We start from the raw sequence: 15,334 nt of genomic DNA on the forward strand, positions 1-15,334 counted from the left end.
AAAATGCCCAGCACTAGCTGGGCATTTTTATATCGGTTTTACTACCAAGACTGCCTTGGCAGGTAATCACGCTCTTTACCCTGTTGCTTGGCAACAGCGATACGCTGGTTCTTACCCAGCACCAACCGCCATTGGCTGAAGGTTTCAGCTGCGAGCATACGTCCCGATTTAGGTACGCCATGACGACGATAGAGGCGTTTGGTGGCCGCCAGCGCATCAGGAGAACGTTGCAGCAACTCAGCCATCTTTTGTTGTGCTAAAGCCATTGGGTCGTCACACAACTCTGTTAGCAACCCCTGTGCTTTTGCTTGTTCCGCATCAATAACATCGGCACTCATGGCCAGCCACAACGCTTGATCTTGGTTCATCTGTTCGCGCATGGCCAAGTTGCCGCCCATATCGGGTAATAACCCCCAGCGCCCTTCCATCACTGACAGGGTACAATCGGGTTGGCCATAGCGAAAATCGGCACCAAGAGCAATCTGTAAGCCCCCCCCCCAGACCTTACCGTGCAATACTGCCATCACTGGTACCGGTAAATCGCGCCAACCTGTACTCACCCGTTGCGCCATGTTCGCTTGGCCGGGCCACCACTTCCACAATAGTTTCGCAGCTTGCTTGGCATCACTAAGTAGCGATTTAACATCGATGCCAGTACAAAAATCGACACCAGCTCCAGTTAGGATCACGCCGCGTAGTTCATGTTGTTTAGCAAGACGCTTTTGTACCGCAATTATCGCTTTAAACATCGCCATATCTAGCGCATTATGCTTATCTGGGCGCTGCAGAGTTACTACCGCCACTGAGTCGATAATTTCACACTCTATTCGCTGTTCCATGCATCTCTCCTTGATTGCTTTTTGCACAGTAACAATCGCGACTATTCATGACAACCGATTGAATTTGAAATAGAATAAAATTGGCACTTAATTTATGCAATTTTGGAACTAAATACTTGACGTTACAGATTTTAATTTGTGATGACTCCGCAATGGCGCGGAAACATTTACAACGCAATTTGCCAAAGGATTGGCAAGCTGAAGTGCACTTTGCGGTAAACGGGGTTGATGCCTTAGAGCAGATCAGCACCACCAAATTTGATCTCATATTTTTGGATCTCAACATGCCAGAGCTTGATGGCTACGGCGTATTGCAGCAACTCCAACATGTCGCTATCGCTCCTAAAGTCATTGTCTGCTCAGCAGACATTCAACAGGAAGCGCTGCGCCGAGTATTAGACTTTGGCGCGCTGGGCTTCTTAAAAAAGCCATCCAAAGCAGACGAGATTCTCGTGCTGTTGAAGACTCATCAACTGTACCAAACCGGCCAATTGTCTTCGGATACCGATATTACCGTCGATTACGATGACGCCCTACGCGAAATCTGCAACGTGGCCATGGGCAAGGCTGGTGCCAGTATTGCTCAGGTGTTGGGTACCTTTGTTGACTTGCCAATCCCTAAAGTTCGCCGCCTCAACAGAGGCGAGATGAAGATGATCCTACTGCCGTCAGTCGATGACCAAGATCTGCAAGTGATCTCACAAGGCTTCATTGGTGATGGCATCAGTGGCGAGGCGTTGCTGATGCTGCAGGAGGGGAGCTATAAGAGCATGGGCCAACTGATGGGCATCAATGATGTTAGTTCAAAGCAGTCGCGGTTGGAGATCCAGATGGATACCGCCAACATTCTGTTTGCCTCATTTCTTACCGGACTCGCAGCACAGCTCAACATCCCCTTTTGCCAAAGTCATCCGGTAGTTTTGTCTGAGTTACCATCGGAACGTTTCGACGAGCAAACTCTAGCAGTCGAGATCAGCTACCGTCTAGCAGAGCATCAGATCGTCTGCGATCTGCTTATCCTATTCCCGTATGCCAGCCTGCCCCGGCTTGAGCGCAACATTAAGTACCTGGTGGAATAACCGTTGGACAACCATGAATTTGAACAACTGCATTGGCTCACACAGCTACTGCAAGGAATTGAAGTTGGCTTGGTCGTTATCGATCGCGACTACAAGGTAAAGCTATGGAACGGGTTTATGGAGAACCACTCGGGCGTACTAAGCAACGATGTACTAGAGCAATCGTTGTTTGAACGGTTTCCTGAGCTACCGCAACAATGGTTGTTGAGCAAATTAGAGTCCGCTTTCCTGCTAGAGAGTCGCAGCTTTACCGTATGGGAGCAACGTCCATGGGTCTTCTCATTTGCTAACTCGAGGCCCATTACCGGTGGCTTGGAAAAGATGCACCAAAACATGACTATCCAACCGCTCAAGAACAGTAACGGCAATATCAGCCATGCGGCATTGGTTATCTATGACGTCAGCGTGCAAGCGCAAGATCGAATGAAATTGACCAGTGCCAATGATCGCTTAGAGCAATTGAGTCAGGTCGATGGACTCACCGGGCTCACTAATCGACGTCAATGGGAGTCGTTGTTGGAGCGTGAATTTCACCGTTGTAGCCGCTACGATCAATCCAGCAGTCTGGTGGTTCTAGATATCGACAATTTCAAGCTGGTCAATGACCAACGCGGCCATGCGGTCGGCGATAAGGTCTTGGTTGGGCTCGCTAATCTGCTCAAAAGTTGCTTAAGAAAAAGTGACTGCATTGCCCGTTATGGCGGCGAAGAGTTTGTCATTATACTGACCGAAACTTCACCTGTTCAAGCACAGCTGCTGGCAGAACGAATACGTGAAACAGTAGAGCAGATGGTGTTTGACCTGCAGCCGCCACTGAAGGTAACGGTGAGTTTAGGGGTATGTGGTTTCCGCAAGGTTCTAACGTCACCAAAGCAGTGGTTTGAACTAGCAGACCAAGCGTTATATCGCAGCAAAAATGAAGGCCGTAATCGGCTAACGATGGTGTAATGAAACAGATCATTATCCGTGACTATGTCGCCAATGATGCCGCGGCATTACTGGCTGTCTACAATGATGCCATTATCAATAGCAGTGCAACCTTTGAGGAGCAGCCGTTGCCACTGACGCTATTCTCACAGCGATTAGAGACAATTCAGCAAAGCCACCCGTTGTTAGTGGCCACAATCGATAACGAGGTGGTCGGCTATGCCTATGGTGGCCACTATAAACCGCGTAGCGCCTATCGCTTCTGTGCTGAGGTAACTATCTATGTTAACCCGCAGCATCATGGCCACGGTATTGCTAAGCGCCTCTACCCGCAACTGTTTAAGCGTCTAAAAAGTCAGGGCATACAACAGCTGTTGGCAATCATTACTGAGCCCAACGACGCCAGCGCGCAACTGCACCGCTCGTTCGGTTTCGAAAAAGTGGGATTGATGCACCGGGTCGGTTTTAAGTTTGAACGTTGGTATGACGTGGCCATCTGGCAGAAAGCCTTACCGAGTTAGGGTTTTGGGCGCATCACTGGTACGGCGCCCAGGGCTAAAGCGACGGTCGACCAACTCGCTTTGCCAACGTGTATCACCACGCCGCTCAAGTTGTACTCGTCGCGGCTGTAAGCGACGTTCAGGTCCCATATAACTCATCAAGCACCCCTTTAGATTGGTAACCGTAAAACGTCTTCATCTCGTCGTCCCGGCCCCTTAACGCGACGATCAACTCCAGCTTTTTCCCAGCGCTGTGAAATAGTACGTTGGATCTGCCAGCGCCTATCTTTACCTCTTCGTTCTGGTCCGTTGTAGTCCATGCCAATGCTCCACTAGTTTCACCTTGCATGAGTATAGGCTGGGTACAAAAAAGCAGCCATTAAGGCTGCTTCTGTTACCGGGTAATCGTTGTTAATTACTCACCTTGCTCGACGAAGTGAGTACCCCAACCGTCGTACAATACTTTGTGCTTCTCTGCCAAGGCGATCAACTGGGCGCAGTCTTTATCTAACCGCTCAACCTTCAGCTCGTGGTCCACTACGGCGCTGAAGCAGTAAGCGATATCACCATCTTCCAACTCAATCTCTTCGGCATCTTCCACTTCAAACCCCGCCTTATAAACATCAACCGCGGCCTTCTCAAGCGCGTCAAAGTCTTCCGAAGCGAAGTGGTGTTCAATGCTATAGATTGCGTCTTCTTTAGAGCCATCTTCCAGCAGCGCCTGCACAATCTCGCGGGTTTCCATCTGCTGTTCTTTAATCAGTTGATCAGCTGTCATCATCGCTGCATTCCTAACGTATTACTGGCTACTTAGGCCGCGCTTAATTGTCGCGCTTCCTCATTAATTTCTTCTAAGCGAGTGGCCATCTGTTGCTGCACTCGTGTGGCTAATTCTCTCACATCTTCGCGAGTCATGCCTTCAGTACTTATCGGCGCCATTGCTTCAACGATAATGGTGCCGTTGTCCCATTTACCCATGTTGATGTCTTTTTGGCAGGACGCCAATACCGGGACAATAGGCACACCTGCGCTTACGGCGGTGTGAAAGGCGCCGCTTTTAAATGGCAGCAGACCTCGACCACGGGAGCGAGTGCCTTCAGGAAAGACCCACACCGATAAACCATCATCACGAATGCTATTGGTGGCGTTTTCGATGGTGCCTCGCGCCTTGCTACTGTTTTTCCGGTCAATCAAAATATTGCCAGATAACCAATAGATTAGACCGAAAAATGGAATCCACTTGAGACTTTTTTTACCGATGCTTACGGTGCTTTTCGGAACCATCGATGCCTGAGTAAACAGATCGAAGTTGTTTTGGTGGTTGCCAATGTAAACTACTGGCTGCTCGGGCAAGAGATTCTCTTGTCCACGTTTAAGCAGCTTAATGCCAACTAATGGTCCTACTCGGCCAAACCAGCGTGCCACTTGATGAACGTTATCTCGGTGGAATGGCCGTACGATACACATCACCATGGTGCCAACAAACAACAACATAAGTAACAAGACCAACAGCAGGCCTCGGATCAAAGTCAGCACAAACGTATCCTCAGACAAAAACGGGCGCTCAGTATAGAGCCGCCTTGTCAAAGGAGCAATACGTTTAGGCTACAGATGTGCGCTCAAGTTTTTGATAGCGGTGAATAAACTTTACACTAGCTAGCTTAACCACTGTTCCGGCGTGGCGAAACGTTGCTCTAGGCGTCGATAAAAGTCTGCTAGGTGCAGGCCATCGGCAATACCATGGTGTACTTGCAATGAAAGTGGCATCACGGTGCGCTCGCCTTGTTTATCGTATTTGCCCCAGCCCATACGCGGGATCGAGCAATGAGGTTTAATCGGCACGGGGTGGGTAAACTGGGTAAACCGTAACCATGGCATACAGGACAGGTAGATCACCGCATCTTCATATTCATCAATGCTGGCATTAAACAGACTTTGACTGGCCTTAATCTCTGCCGCTACCTGTTTAGCTTTGGCATCAAATTCAGGCCAGCTTGGCGCAAACGGAATACGACTAAAGCGAAGTTGTTGCTGCTCGCTCAAGCCGGTAATGCCAGCGTTGACCTTGTCGTGTTCGACGACCTGCTGATCGCGAATACGCTGGCGTAGCCATGGCAACTCATCGCTTACTAACAGAATGGCGTAGATGATGGCTCGGTAGCTACTGATGCCATGGGCATCACAATGAGCCAGTAGCGCAGTAACATCAACGTCGGCACATAAACCAACATAGGGAAAATCTAGCTGCAGGTAGAGCTGGAACTGCTCTCGCCGTGGCCAAGTAGCCATATCGATCAACTTCACAACGATTCCTTAATAGACAGCAACCACCTCAAGACAGTTGCTGCCAAAATTACCTATCAGTCGAGCTCAAGTTCGACGTTATCGACACGCTGTAAGCCACGAGGCAGCTTGTTGCCGCGGCGCCCACGTTCACCAACATAGTGGTCAAGATCGCTCGAACGCAACGTCAGCTTACGCTTGCCAGCCCACAGGGTAACTTGGGCAGTCTCAGGCACCACAATCAGGTGCTTGACGAACTCCTCGCGCTGCTTCACTCGTTCGGCAGGAATGCCGATAATCTTGTTACCCTTACCTTTAGCCAATACTGGTAACTGTGACAGTGGGAATAGCAGCATCCGCCCTTCAGTTGTGACCGCCAGCAATCGCTCAGAACCATCGTTGCTGATCTTCTGTGGCTGTAGAATTTCCGCCCCAGCAGGTACGGTGAGCAACGCTTTACCTGACTTATTACGACTGATCAAATCTTTGTGCTGACAGATAAAGCCATAGCCCGCATCCGTCGCTATCAGGTACATGTCATCATCAGCAGCCATTACCACGTGCTCCAAGCGCGCTCCGGCAACCAAGTTAAAGCGGCCTGACAGCGGTTCCCCCTGAGAACGTGCCGACGGCAAGGTATGTGGATCGGTGGTATAGGCTCGACCAGAGCTCTCAAGGAACACTACCGGCTGATTCGATCGGCCACGAGCATGAGACATGTAACTGTCACCGGCTTTGTAAGATAGAGACGTAGGATCAACCTCGTGGCCCTTGGCACAACGGCCCCATGCTTTATCAGACATCACTACCGTTACCGGCTCTGCAGGGGTCAGTTCTTGCTCGGTCATCGCCTTAGACTCACCGCGTTCAATCAGCGGGCTGCGACGATCATCACCATAGGTTTCCGCATCTTTGAGCAGTTCTTTCTTCACTAGAGTTTTAAGGCGACGTTCGGACGACAAGATAAGTTGCAGCTTGTCTCGTTCCGCAGCTAACTCGTCGAGCTCGCCACGGATCTTCATCTCTTCGAGCTTGGCCAGCTGACGAAGTTTAATCTCAAGGATCGCTTCCGCTTGCTTCTCTGATAGCTCAAAGCGTCGCATTAACTCTGCTTTTGGTTCATCCTCACCGCGGATGATCTCAATCACCTCGTCGATATTGAGGAAGGCAACCAACAGACCTTCTAGGATATGTAGGCGCGCCAAAACCTTGTCTAAACGATACTGTAAACGACGACGAACCGTATTAGTGCGGAACTCTAACCATTCCACAAGAATCGATTTCAGATCACGTACACCGGGACGATTGTCCAGTCCCAGCATATTGATGTTAACGCGATAACTCTTCTCCAAATCGGTGGTCGCAAACAGGTGCGCCATCAATTGTTCAAGATCGATGCGGTTAGAGCGCGGCACAATGACAAGCCGTACCGGGTTTTCATGATCAGACTCATCACGTAAGTCCGCCACCATTGGTAGCTTCTTCGCTTGCATCTGACTGGCAATCTGCTCAATCAGCTTGGCTCCAGAAACTTGATGCGGCAGCGCATCAACCACGATTTCACCATCCACTACGTTGTAGATAGCACGCATCCGTACTGAGCCTTTGCCGGTGCGATAGATCTTCTCTATATCTCTACGCGGCGTGATGATCTCCGCTGAAGTTGGGTAATCCGGGCCTTGCACGAACTCCATCAGCTCTGCCAGTTCAGCCTTTGGCTTTTCCAGCAGCAACGCACAGGCGTTAGCAATCTCTCGGGCATTGTGTGGCGGAATATCGGTAGCCATACCAACCGCAATACCAGTAATGCCATTAAGTAAGATATGAGGCAAACGAGCCGGCAGCAGCTTCGGCTCCTTGAGGGTGCCATCGAAGTTAGGCCCCCACTCCACCGTACCTTGGCCTAATTCCGCCAACAGCACTTCAGAGAAGCGTGACAGACGCGATTCGGTGTAACGCATTGCCGCAAAGGATTTAGGATCATCCGGTGCGCCCCAGTTACCTTGGCCATCGACCAACGGATAACGGTAGGTAAACGGCTGCGCCATCAAAACCATCGCTTCATAACAGGCACTGTCACCGTGAGGGTGGTACTTACCCAACACATCACCAACGGTACGAGCTGACTTTTTGTACTTAGCGGTCGCACTGAGCCCCAGCTCACTCATCGCATAGATGATCCGGCGCTGTACCGGTTTTAGGCCATCACCGATGTGCGGCAAGGCGCGATCCATGATTACGTACATGGAGTAGTTAAGGTATGCCTGTTCAGCAAATTGGCGCAGCGGTTGTTGCTCGACGCCGTCTAAGCTCATATCACTCAGATCTGTCATGGTTCTCACTTGCCGGCGATGCCGGAGTTATAACTGAGCCGATAGATCCGGCCCTGATAATCATCAGAAATTAAAATACTGCCGTCGGGGTGAGGCAAGAAGGCGACCGGGCGAGCTAATGGTGTTTGACCATCAAGCCAACCATCCACCAGCACACGGTAACCGCTGTTATCACTGCCATCAAAGGTCAACGCACTGATGCGATAACCGACCTTACTGGAGCGATTCCAACTGCCATGCTCGGCAATCAATAACGCCCCCTGCCATGGTTCGGGGAACTGGCTTCCCCGATAAAACTCAACCCCTAATGGAGCCACATGTGCCTGCAGGCGAGCAATAGGATCCACCATCTTTCCCTGCAGTGCCTCAGGAATAGTGAAACGGCCATCCTCAACCACACCACCGTGCCAATATGGAAAGCCAAAATGACTCCCAACTTGGTCTAATCGGTTGATCTCACATGGGGGCATATCATCGCCCATCATGTCAGCGCCGTTATCGGAAAAATAAAGCTTGTTGGTTTGTGGGTGAAAGTCGAAGCCAACGGAATTGCGCACCCCTTGGGCTAATAACTGCCGCTCACCCTTATCTAAATCGATGGCGTAAATGCTGGCATAGGGCAGTGCTTCATCGCACACATTACAGGGTGCACCAATTGGTACGATTAACCGCCCTTGGTTATCAAAGCGGATAAACTTCCAGCCGTGATGACCGTCGCTAGGGAGCTGATCGTACACCACCTTCGCGCTGGCGTTCAGAGCACTCAAGTCATACTTAATGATTTGATTAACCGCGGCCACATAGAGCGAACCATTATGTGTTGCAATGCCGCTGGGCATATTCAACCCAGAGGCAAATTCAGTAACGGTTTCAGGGCGTCCATCTTGGTCACGGTCGTAGACCGCATAGACCTTACCCTCTTTGCGGCTGCCAACGTACAGCGTGTTGTCATTGCCCCACGCCATTTGGCGGGCATTAGCGACACCATCAACGTACAGTTCTAGCTGAAAACCGTGCTGCAGCTTAGCGTGATAAACCGCCTTGGGCGGTTCAACCTCCGTCGCCATCGCGGTGCAGGTAAACGCGATAATTAGCCATCCAAGCCTTGCCCACATAATGATCTCCTAGTCCAATTCAGCCAGATCACCGTTAGTTTCTAACCAGCTTTTACGATCGCCTGCGCGCTTTTTAGCAAGCAGCATATCCATCAACGCTAGGGTTGCTTCGCCATCATCAACGGTAAGCTGTACCAAGCGACGGGTATTAGGGTCCATGGTGGTCTCGCGCAACTGGCCTGGGTTCATCTCACCCAAGCCCTTAAATCGAGTCACTTGCACCTTGCCGCGTTTCTTCTCTGCGGTGATGCGATCCAAAATGCCTTGGCGCTCGCTGTCATCAAGGGCATAGAACACCTCTTTGCCAACATCAACTCGAAACAGCGGTGGCATGGCAACATAGATATGGCCATCTTCCACCAGCTTGCGGAAGTGACGCATAAACAGCGCGCACAGCAACGTCGCGATGTGCAAACCATCGGAGTCCGCATCGGCCAAGATACAGATTTTGCCGTAACGTAAACCGCTTAGGTCGTCTGAGTCAGGATCGCAGCCAATGGCCACCGAAATATCGTGTACCTCTTGTGACGCCAGTACCTGCGAGGCATCCACTTCCCAGGTGTTGAGGATCTTACCGCGCAGCGGCATGATCGCTTGAAACTCTTTATCTCGCGCCTGTTTGGCACTGCCACCAGCGGAGTCGCCCTCTACCAAGAACAGCTCACCTTTGGAGGCATCTTGGCCCGAACAGTCGGTTAGCTTACCTGGCAATGCAGGGCCTGAAGTCACTCGCTTACGAGCGACCTTCTTGGCCTTACGCAGTCGGCTTTGCGCGTTGTTAATGCACAACTCTGCCAGCAGCTCAGCTTGGTCGGTATGTTCATTCAACCACAGACTAAAGGCATCCCGTACCACGCCCGACACAAAGGCACTGGCCTGACGCGACGACAGACGCTCTTTGGTCTGGCCGGAGAATTGGGGATCCTGCATTTTGGTCGACAGCACATAAGCGGCTTTGTCCCAGATATCTTCGGGCCCAAGTTTAATACCCCGCGGCAGTAGGTTACGAAACTCACAAAATTCGCGCATCGCTTCCAACAAACCTTGGCGGAAGCCGTTAACGTGCGTCCCCCCCTGCGCTGTCGGAATTAGGTTAACGTAGCTTTCACCAATGCTGTCGCCGCCTTCAGGCAACCACAAGACCGCCCAATCAACCGCTTCATTGTTACCGCTAAACTCACCAACAAAAGGTTGTTCTGGCAGTTTAGGCCACTCTTTAATGGCATCAACAAGGTAATCCTTTAAGCCCGCTTCATAATGCCATTCGTGACGTTCACCGTTGACCTTGTTGTCGAAACGGATACGCAAGCCAGGACATAGCACCGCTTTAGCGCGCAGACCATGGGCCATGCGACTGGCCGAAAAATTGGCGGAGTCGAAGTATTTTGGGTCTGGCCAAAAATGTACGCTGGTGCCGGTGTTACGACGACCAACAGTGCCGGTAACTTCGAGGTTACTGACCTTATCGCCATGCTCAAACGCCATTTCATGCATCTGCGCATCGCGGCGAACCTTGATCTCAACTCGCTTCGACAGCGCGTTAACCACTGAGATCCCGACTCCATGCAAACCACCAGAAAACTGATAATTATCGTTGGAGAACTTACCACCGGCGTGCAGCCGAGTTAAGATCAGCTCGACTCCAGGTACGCCCTCTTCTGGGTGAATGTCGACCGGCATACCACGGCCGTTATCAATCACTTCTAGGGATTGATCAGCACGCAAGATAACTTGGATATCATCAGCATGGCCTGCGAGTGCTTCATCGACACTGTTATCGATTACTTCTTGGCCAAGGTGATTCGGGCGGGCAGTTTCAGTGTACATGCCAGGGCGCTTCTGCACTGGCTCTAAACCACTGAGAACCTCAATGGCATCCGAGGTATATTGATTGCTCATCAATTATTCCAATTGTGTTTTTATTAACCATCTTAACGAGGCGTATTGTTTAGCTTCAAGCTAGCCCTAAAAAGGCAAAAGCTTGGGGCAGCTGAGCGGCAAAATTTTGGTAGCTGTGATCGCCACCGGGCTCGATATGCAGCTGGCTTTGGCCGTACTTAGCAACGGCTAAGCGATAATCCAGTACCTCATCGCCGCTTTGTAACAGCACTCGATAAGCACCATGGTGGCGAATATTAGCGGTATTCATCAACTCCAATTGTTCTGCGTGTTGATGCTCAACCTGAAACACCTCATTGGTGTAGGGGTTGGTGTGTTCGCCTAGGATATCATCCATTAGCGCCCAAGGGTTTACTGCAGGGTTGATCAACACCGCAGTTATCTCGGTTTGAGGGTATTTAGTTGTCAAATTTTCCAGCAAATAGGTGCAGAAAAAACCACCCATCGAACTGCCCATCAATCGCAACGGCTCACCCGCTTCAAGCGCGGCGGAGGCCAATGGCACTATCTGTGCCTTCACTTCATCAGGTGTGGTGGCTAGCTGCGGGAACGCATACGGTTCGTTGGGGTAGTGTTCAGCCAGATAATCTTTAGCTTGCTGCGCTTTGAGCGAGCTTGGGGCACTATTAAAACCGTGCAGATATAAAAACATTGATCAGCATTCTCATTGGTTAAGGGGGCGCTGACTCAACGATTATACCAATCTAAGTAACTAGGTATTAGTAACCAGTGGCACTACCATCTGGATTAAATCGACCACTGTTCAAGCGCTTAACTTCAGTTTCGATGCTACCATCGGGGTGCAGTCGCAGCAAACGGAAGCCAGGTTGCTTGGTGTCGAGCACAAAGTTATGGCTGTTGGGCAAAAACTGAATACTGGTTGATGGCACAGCCATCAAGCGAATGTTTTTATAGGTCAGATCCATCTCTTGGTGAACGTGCCCCCAGATAACCCCTTTAACATGGTCAAAGCGCGACAACAGCGCCAAGAATTCGCTGCCATTATCCAAGCTGTGCTGATCAAGCCAAGTACAGCCGGTAGCAATAGGATTGTGGTGCAGCGCAACCAAGGTATGCATTTGATGAGTTTTGAGCATATCTAACAACCACGCTTGCTCATCAATGCTCATATGCCCTGCGGGTTTGCCTTTAATGGTCGAGTCGAGCATTAAGATCTGCCAATCACCAACAACGATACGACGACCACAGGTGACCTTAGGGCCAACCAACAGCGCTTTCATCAAATGTGGAAGGTCGTGATTTCCCGGTAAGACATAGCTCGGCGCGTTAACCGTCGCCAGCATCTGCGCAAACTGGTGGTAAGCGCCAGGGGTATGATCTTGACTGATGTCACCGGTGGCAAGCACCGAATCTAAACCATCAATACCGTGTAACTCGTCTACTACGGCCTCAAAGCTGTCGTATGGGTTGATCCCCAAAAATACGTTATCTCGATCCGCAAATAGGTGCGGATCACTAACTTGTGCTAGCAATACACTGCCATCATCAGCGAGTGGTGAGATAGTTCGATTGGTGTGGCTCAAGACTTACGACTCTCCTGTATGGTCATCAACAACCAATCCCGGTGTTGGAACTGGCCCAGTAGTTCAGTGACAAATAGATTAACCTGAAATTTTTCGTTGCGCTGTAGCATTGACGCATTTGGATAAGGATAGACCGGAAGGAATCTCGAAAAATGTTGCCCAGTTAACACTTCTGCAAGCTGGGCATCGTGATAAAGGCGTAAATCAATGCTAGGGGCATCCAGATGTTTGGTCGATTCATCATGCCGAGTCAGTTTAACAACCTCGGTATATTTGGTTTGCTCGCACAGCGCTAGCTCGATGGTTATCGCTTGCGTTTTATGGTGCCAATGGAAGCGTTCTAACTCCCCATTGACCCGCCTCGCTTGGGTTAATAACCGTTGTAATGACGCGTAGTTGCGAGTGCACAACGCTAACAGTTCAGCCACTTTTGGTGAGTAACGCTGCTTCATAATGATGAGTGATGCAGTGCTAACCACTGTAACCCTATAATAGTAGGCGCATTATCGATAACGCCCTGCTCCACCATCGCAAGGGCTTCGGTACGACTAAATAGGTGCCGACGAATGTCTTCTTGCTCTGCTGCAACTCCAAACAGTTGTTGTTGGTCACTGATGGTCACATTCGCCAAGTAGAGGGTGTGGCGTTCGCTGCAGCCACCGGGACTGGGCATATAACTGCAGAGTTTGGTTAAGCTGTTGGCAACCAAGCCAGACTCCTCCAGCAATTCGCGCCGAGCAACTGCTGCCTTTGATTCACCCGGTTCGACAATGCCAGCTACCAGTTCCAGTTGCCACGGATTCGCCGCAGTCCGCAGCGCCGGAATACGCAACTGTTCTACCAATACGACGGTATCGATATCGGCATCGTAAGCGAGTACAACTACCGCATCGCCGCGTTCGAATACTTCTCGGGTCGTGATGTCGCTCATGCCGCCAGCAAACAACGCATGGCGGAAGGTTATTTTGTCTAACCGAAAAAAACCGTTAAAGGCGGTATCAACCTGTTCAACGTTCACATCTGCTGAGCTAAATTGCTGGGTAAAACTAGCCATCATCTTCCCTTGTGGTAATCGATATAGCCTAAGCTAATCAGAGTACTATGTTACAATTGTTTGGTAGTATTGTATGACTCGTTAGGGTCAACTTAAGTTTACTTGAGTTACCATTGCCCATTCAGGCACTTATTTAAGTTGTTATGCCGACTAAAAGGCGTAGTACTGTTACAAACTCTAAGGAAGATCCATGGATTTCAAATTGCGTTCTGCCTGTTTGGCGATCGGCTTATCTCTTTCCACCAGCGCCGTTCAAGCGGATGATCTGATGCAGATCTATCAGCTTGCGCTGACTAAAGATCCAGTACTGCTTCAGGCAGATTACAGTCGTGAAGCGGCCTACGAACGCATTGGCCAATCTCGCGCCAATTTACTGCCACAGATTAATGCCTCGTTAGGATACAGCGATATCGTCGACAGCAGTGTTGATTCCGTTTCTGAAGTGGATAGCACCACCGGCTCTATCACCTTATCTCAGAGTATCTACGACCACTCTAACTACGTTAATTTAGGTATTACCAAGCAATCGGCTGCGCAATCAGAGTTAAACTTTGATTTCAGCAAGCAAGATCTTATTGTGCGCGTAGCTCAAGCTTACTTTGATGTATTGTCAGCTCAAGACAACCTCGAGTTTGTTTTAGCCAACAAGCGCGCGATTGAGCGTCAGCTGGAACAAACCAAGCAGCGTTTTGCCGTTGGCTTAACCGCCATTACTGACGTACATGAAGCACAAGCTCAATACGATTTAGCAGTAGCAAACGAGATTGGCGCACAAAACTCGCTCGAAAATAACTTCGAAGCGCTGCGCGAAATCACTGGTATGGCCCATAAGGATCTCAACATCCTTGATACCGAGCGCTTCAGCCCAAGCAAACCAACACCAACCAGTCACGATCAATGGCAAACCATTGCTGAAGAGTCCAGCATTGCGTTGTTGATCAACCGCCTGAGTGTTGAGATTGCTAAAGAGCAGATCAATTTGGCTCGTACTGGCCACATGCCAAGCATCAGCTTCTCTGCTGGTTACAACGATACCTTCAGCCATGATATTAGTTCCCAAGAGGGCAACTACAGCAACATCGGCATTAACGTTTCTATCCCAATCTTCTCTGGCTTCCGTGTTACCGGTCAGGTAGATGAAGCGAAATCGAACTACGTAGTTGCGCAGCAATCGCTGGAAGAAACTCATCGCAGCGTGGTTCGTAGCACTCGTGCTAGCTTGAACAACGTTAACTCTTCAATCAGCTCCATTCGCGCCTTCGAGCAATCTGTAGTTTCTGCAGAAAGCGCACTGAAAGCGACCGAAGCCGGTTTTGAAGTAGGTACGCGTACCATCGTTGATGTACTGGACTCAACCCAGCAGCTGTACAGCGCGAAACAGCAATTGGCTGACGCTCGTTACAACTACATCATCTCAGTATTGGCGCTAAAGCAAGCCGCCGGCACCCTAGCTGAAGCGGATCTTGAAATGATCAATAAAGGCTTACGCCCTGCCAGCTAATTGATGGGTTAACCGCGGATACGAAAAGAGCCAGTCAATCGACTGGCTCTTTTGCGTTTAGGTGCTCGTTATCGAGCATGCTAGGTAATATTGTCATCGACAACATTGTGCTCTTCGGCTTCAACAGCGATGGCTTCACGATCCGCCTTGGAGATGTACTTTGGCTTAGAGCTTGGTGCCAACTTAGCTTTGTTCTTCTTAACCTGCTTTAGCAGCGTTTGTTTCACTTTCTTCTTACGATTCATCTTCGCCGCCGGACA

The 15,334-nt window shown here is 50.1% G+C and carries 18 protein-coding genes; 4 read left to right on the plus strand and 14 right to left on the minus strand.

Annotated features, from left to right (window positions below; all coding sequences use genetic code 11):
- Positions 1-41 precede the first annotated feature (41 nt).
- Positions 42-839 carry a crotonase/enoyl-CoA hydratase family protein gene (locus HER31_RS13155; RefSeq protein WP_168661058.1) on the minus strand — a complete coding sequence of 266 codons (798 nt, stop codon included), beginning with the start codon at positions 837-839 and terminating at the stop codon, positions 42-44.
- Between the two features lie 116 nt (positions 840-955).
- On the opposite strand from HER31_RS13155, the gene HER31_RS13160 reads away from it, so the two are divergent.
- Genes HER31_RS13160 through HER31_RS13170 form a run of 3 tightly spaced genes read left to right on the plus strand, consistent with a single transcriptional unit; the run spans position 956 to position 3,366 of the window.
- Positions 956-1,918: a response regulator gene (locus HER31_RS13160; protein ID WP_275060703.1), complete on the plus strand. Its 963-nt coding sequence runs from the start codon at positions 956-958 to the stop codon at positions 1,916-1,918.
- 3 nt (positions 1,919-1,921) lie between these two features.
- Positions 1,922-2,866, plus strand: coding sequence for a sensor domain-containing diguanylate cyclase (locus tag HER31_RS13165; protein WP_168661062.1), 945 nt, complete (start codon positions 1,922-1,924; stop codon positions 2,864-2,866).
- The gene (locus HER31_RS13170) at positions 2,866-3,366 is read left to right on the plus strand and encodes a GNAT family N-acetyltransferase (RefSeq protein ID WP_168661064.1); all 501 of its coding nucleotides are present in this window, start codon (positions 2,866-2,868) and stop codon (positions 3,364-3,366) included. The genes HER31_RS13165 and HER31_RS13170 overlap by 1 nt, the downstream gene beginning before the upstream one ends.
- Here HER31_RS13170 and HER31_RS13175 read toward each other — a convergent pair.
- The 12 genes from HER31_RS13175 to HER31_RS13230 form a co-directional block, all read right to left on the minus strand.
- The gene (locus HER31_RS13175; RefSeq protein ID WP_168661066.1) at positions 3,355-3,504 is read right to left on the minus strand and encodes a hypothetical protein; all 150 of its coding nucleotides are present in this window, start codon (positions 3,502-3,504) and stop codon (positions 3,355-3,357) included. The two genes, HER31_RS13170 and HER31_RS13175, sit on opposite strands and share 12 nt — an antisense overlap.
- Positions 3,505-3,515: 11 nt before the next feature.
- Positions 3,516-3,665 carry a hypothetical protein gene (locus HER31_RS13180; protein WP_168661068.1) on the minus strand — a complete coding sequence of 50 codons (150 nt, stop codon included), beginning with the start codon at positions 3,663-3,665 and terminating at the stop codon, positions 3,516-3,518.
- A gap of 95 nt (positions 3,666-3,760) precedes the next feature.
- The gene (rraB, locus tag HER31_RS13185) at positions 3,761-4,123 is read right to left on the minus strand and encodes a ribonuclease E inhibitor RraB (protein ID WP_168663341.1); all 363 of its coding nucleotides are present in this window, start codon (positions 4,121-4,123) and stop codon (positions 3,761-3,763) included.
- 32 nt (positions 4,124-4,155) lie between these two features.
- On the minus strand, positions 4,156-4,881 hold the full coding sequence (locus HER31_RS13190; protein ID WP_168661070.1) for a 1-acylglycerol-3-phosphate O-acyltransferase: 726 nt from the start codon (positions 4,879-4,881) through the stop codon (positions 4,156-4,158).
- Positions 4,882-5,001: 120 nt separating this feature from the next.
- Complete coding sequence (locus HER31_RS13195) at positions 5,002-5,649, minus strand: CatA-like O-acetyltransferase (protein ID WP_168661072.1); 648 nt, start codon at positions 5,647-5,649, stop codon at positions 5,002-5,004.
- A gap of 56 nt (positions 5,650-5,705) precedes the next feature.
- Positions 5,706-7,961 (minus strand): DNA topoisomerase IV subunit A, encoded by a 2,256-nt coding sequence (gene parC, locus HER31_RS13200; protein WP_168661074.1) that lies wholly within the window; start codon positions 7,959-7,961, stop codon positions 5,706-5,708.
- Between the two features lie 5 nt (positions 7,962-7,966).
- Positions 7,967-9,076 (minus strand): PQQ-dependent sugar dehydrogenase, encoded by a 1,110-nt coding sequence (locus tag HER31_RS13205; RefSeq protein ID WP_238786829.1) that lies wholly within the window; start codon positions 9,074-9,076, stop codon positions 7,967-7,969.
- A 9-nt stretch (positions 9,077-9,085) separates the two neighbouring features.
- Positions 9,086-10,975: a DNA topoisomerase IV subunit B gene (gene parE, locus HER31_RS13210; RefSeq protein WP_168661076.1), complete on the minus strand. Its 1,890-nt coding sequence runs from the start codon at positions 10,973-10,975 to the stop codon at positions 9,086-9,088.
- Positions 10,976-11,030: 55 nt separating this feature from the next.
- Positions 11,031-11,627: a YqiA/YcfP family alpha/beta fold hydrolase gene (locus HER31_RS13215; protein WP_168661078.1), complete on the minus strand. Its 597-nt coding sequence runs from the start codon at positions 11,625-11,627 to the stop codon at positions 11,031-11,033.
- Between the two features lie 67 nt (positions 11,628-11,694).
- On the minus strand, positions 11,695-12,519 hold the full coding sequence (gene cpdA / locus HER31_RS13220) for a 3',5'-cyclic-AMP phosphodiesterase (protein WP_238786830.1): 825 nt from the start codon (positions 12,517-12,519) through the stop codon (positions 11,695-11,697).
- Positions 12,516-12,998 carry a DUF1249 domain-containing protein gene (locus tag HER31_RS13225; RefSeq protein WP_238786831.1) on the minus strand — a complete coding sequence of 161 codons (483 nt, stop codon included), beginning with the start codon at positions 12,996-12,998 and terminating at the stop codon, positions 12,516-12,518. Before HER31_RS13225 ends, cpdA begins: the two co-directional genes overlap by 4 nt.
- A complete protein-coding gene (locus HER31_RS13230; RefSeq protein ID WP_202983559.1) occupies positions 12,968-13,573 on the minus strand; it encodes an NUDIX domain-containing protein in 606 nt (201 codons plus the stop codon). Before HER31_RS13230 ends, HER31_RS13225 begins: the two co-directional genes overlap by 31 nt.
- A gap of 190 nt (positions 13,574-13,763) precedes the next feature.
- Between HER31_RS13230 and tolC the strand changes: the two genes are divergently transcribed.
- Positions 13,764-15,074, plus strand: coding sequence for an outer membrane channel protein TolC (gene tolC, locus HER31_RS13235; RefSeq protein ID WP_168661085.1), 1,311 nt, complete (start codon positions 13,764-13,766; stop codon positions 15,072-15,074).
- An 80-nt stretch (positions 15,075-15,154) separates the two neighbouring features.
- Here the strand turns inward: tolC and HER31_RS13240 are convergent, their stop codons facing one another.
- Positions 15,155-15,319, minus strand: coding sequence for a DUF2986 domain-containing protein (locus HER31_RS13240; protein WP_168661087.1), 165 nt, complete (start codon positions 15,317-15,319; stop codon positions 15,155-15,157).
- Between the last annotated feature and the right edge of the window lie 15 nt (positions 15,320-15,334).

The sequence above is a fragment of the Ferrimonas lipolytica genome (genome assembly GCF_012295575.1).
GTDB lineage: Bacteria > Pseudomonadota > Gammaproteobacteria > Enterobacterales > Shewanellaceae > Ferrimonas > Ferrimonas lipolytica.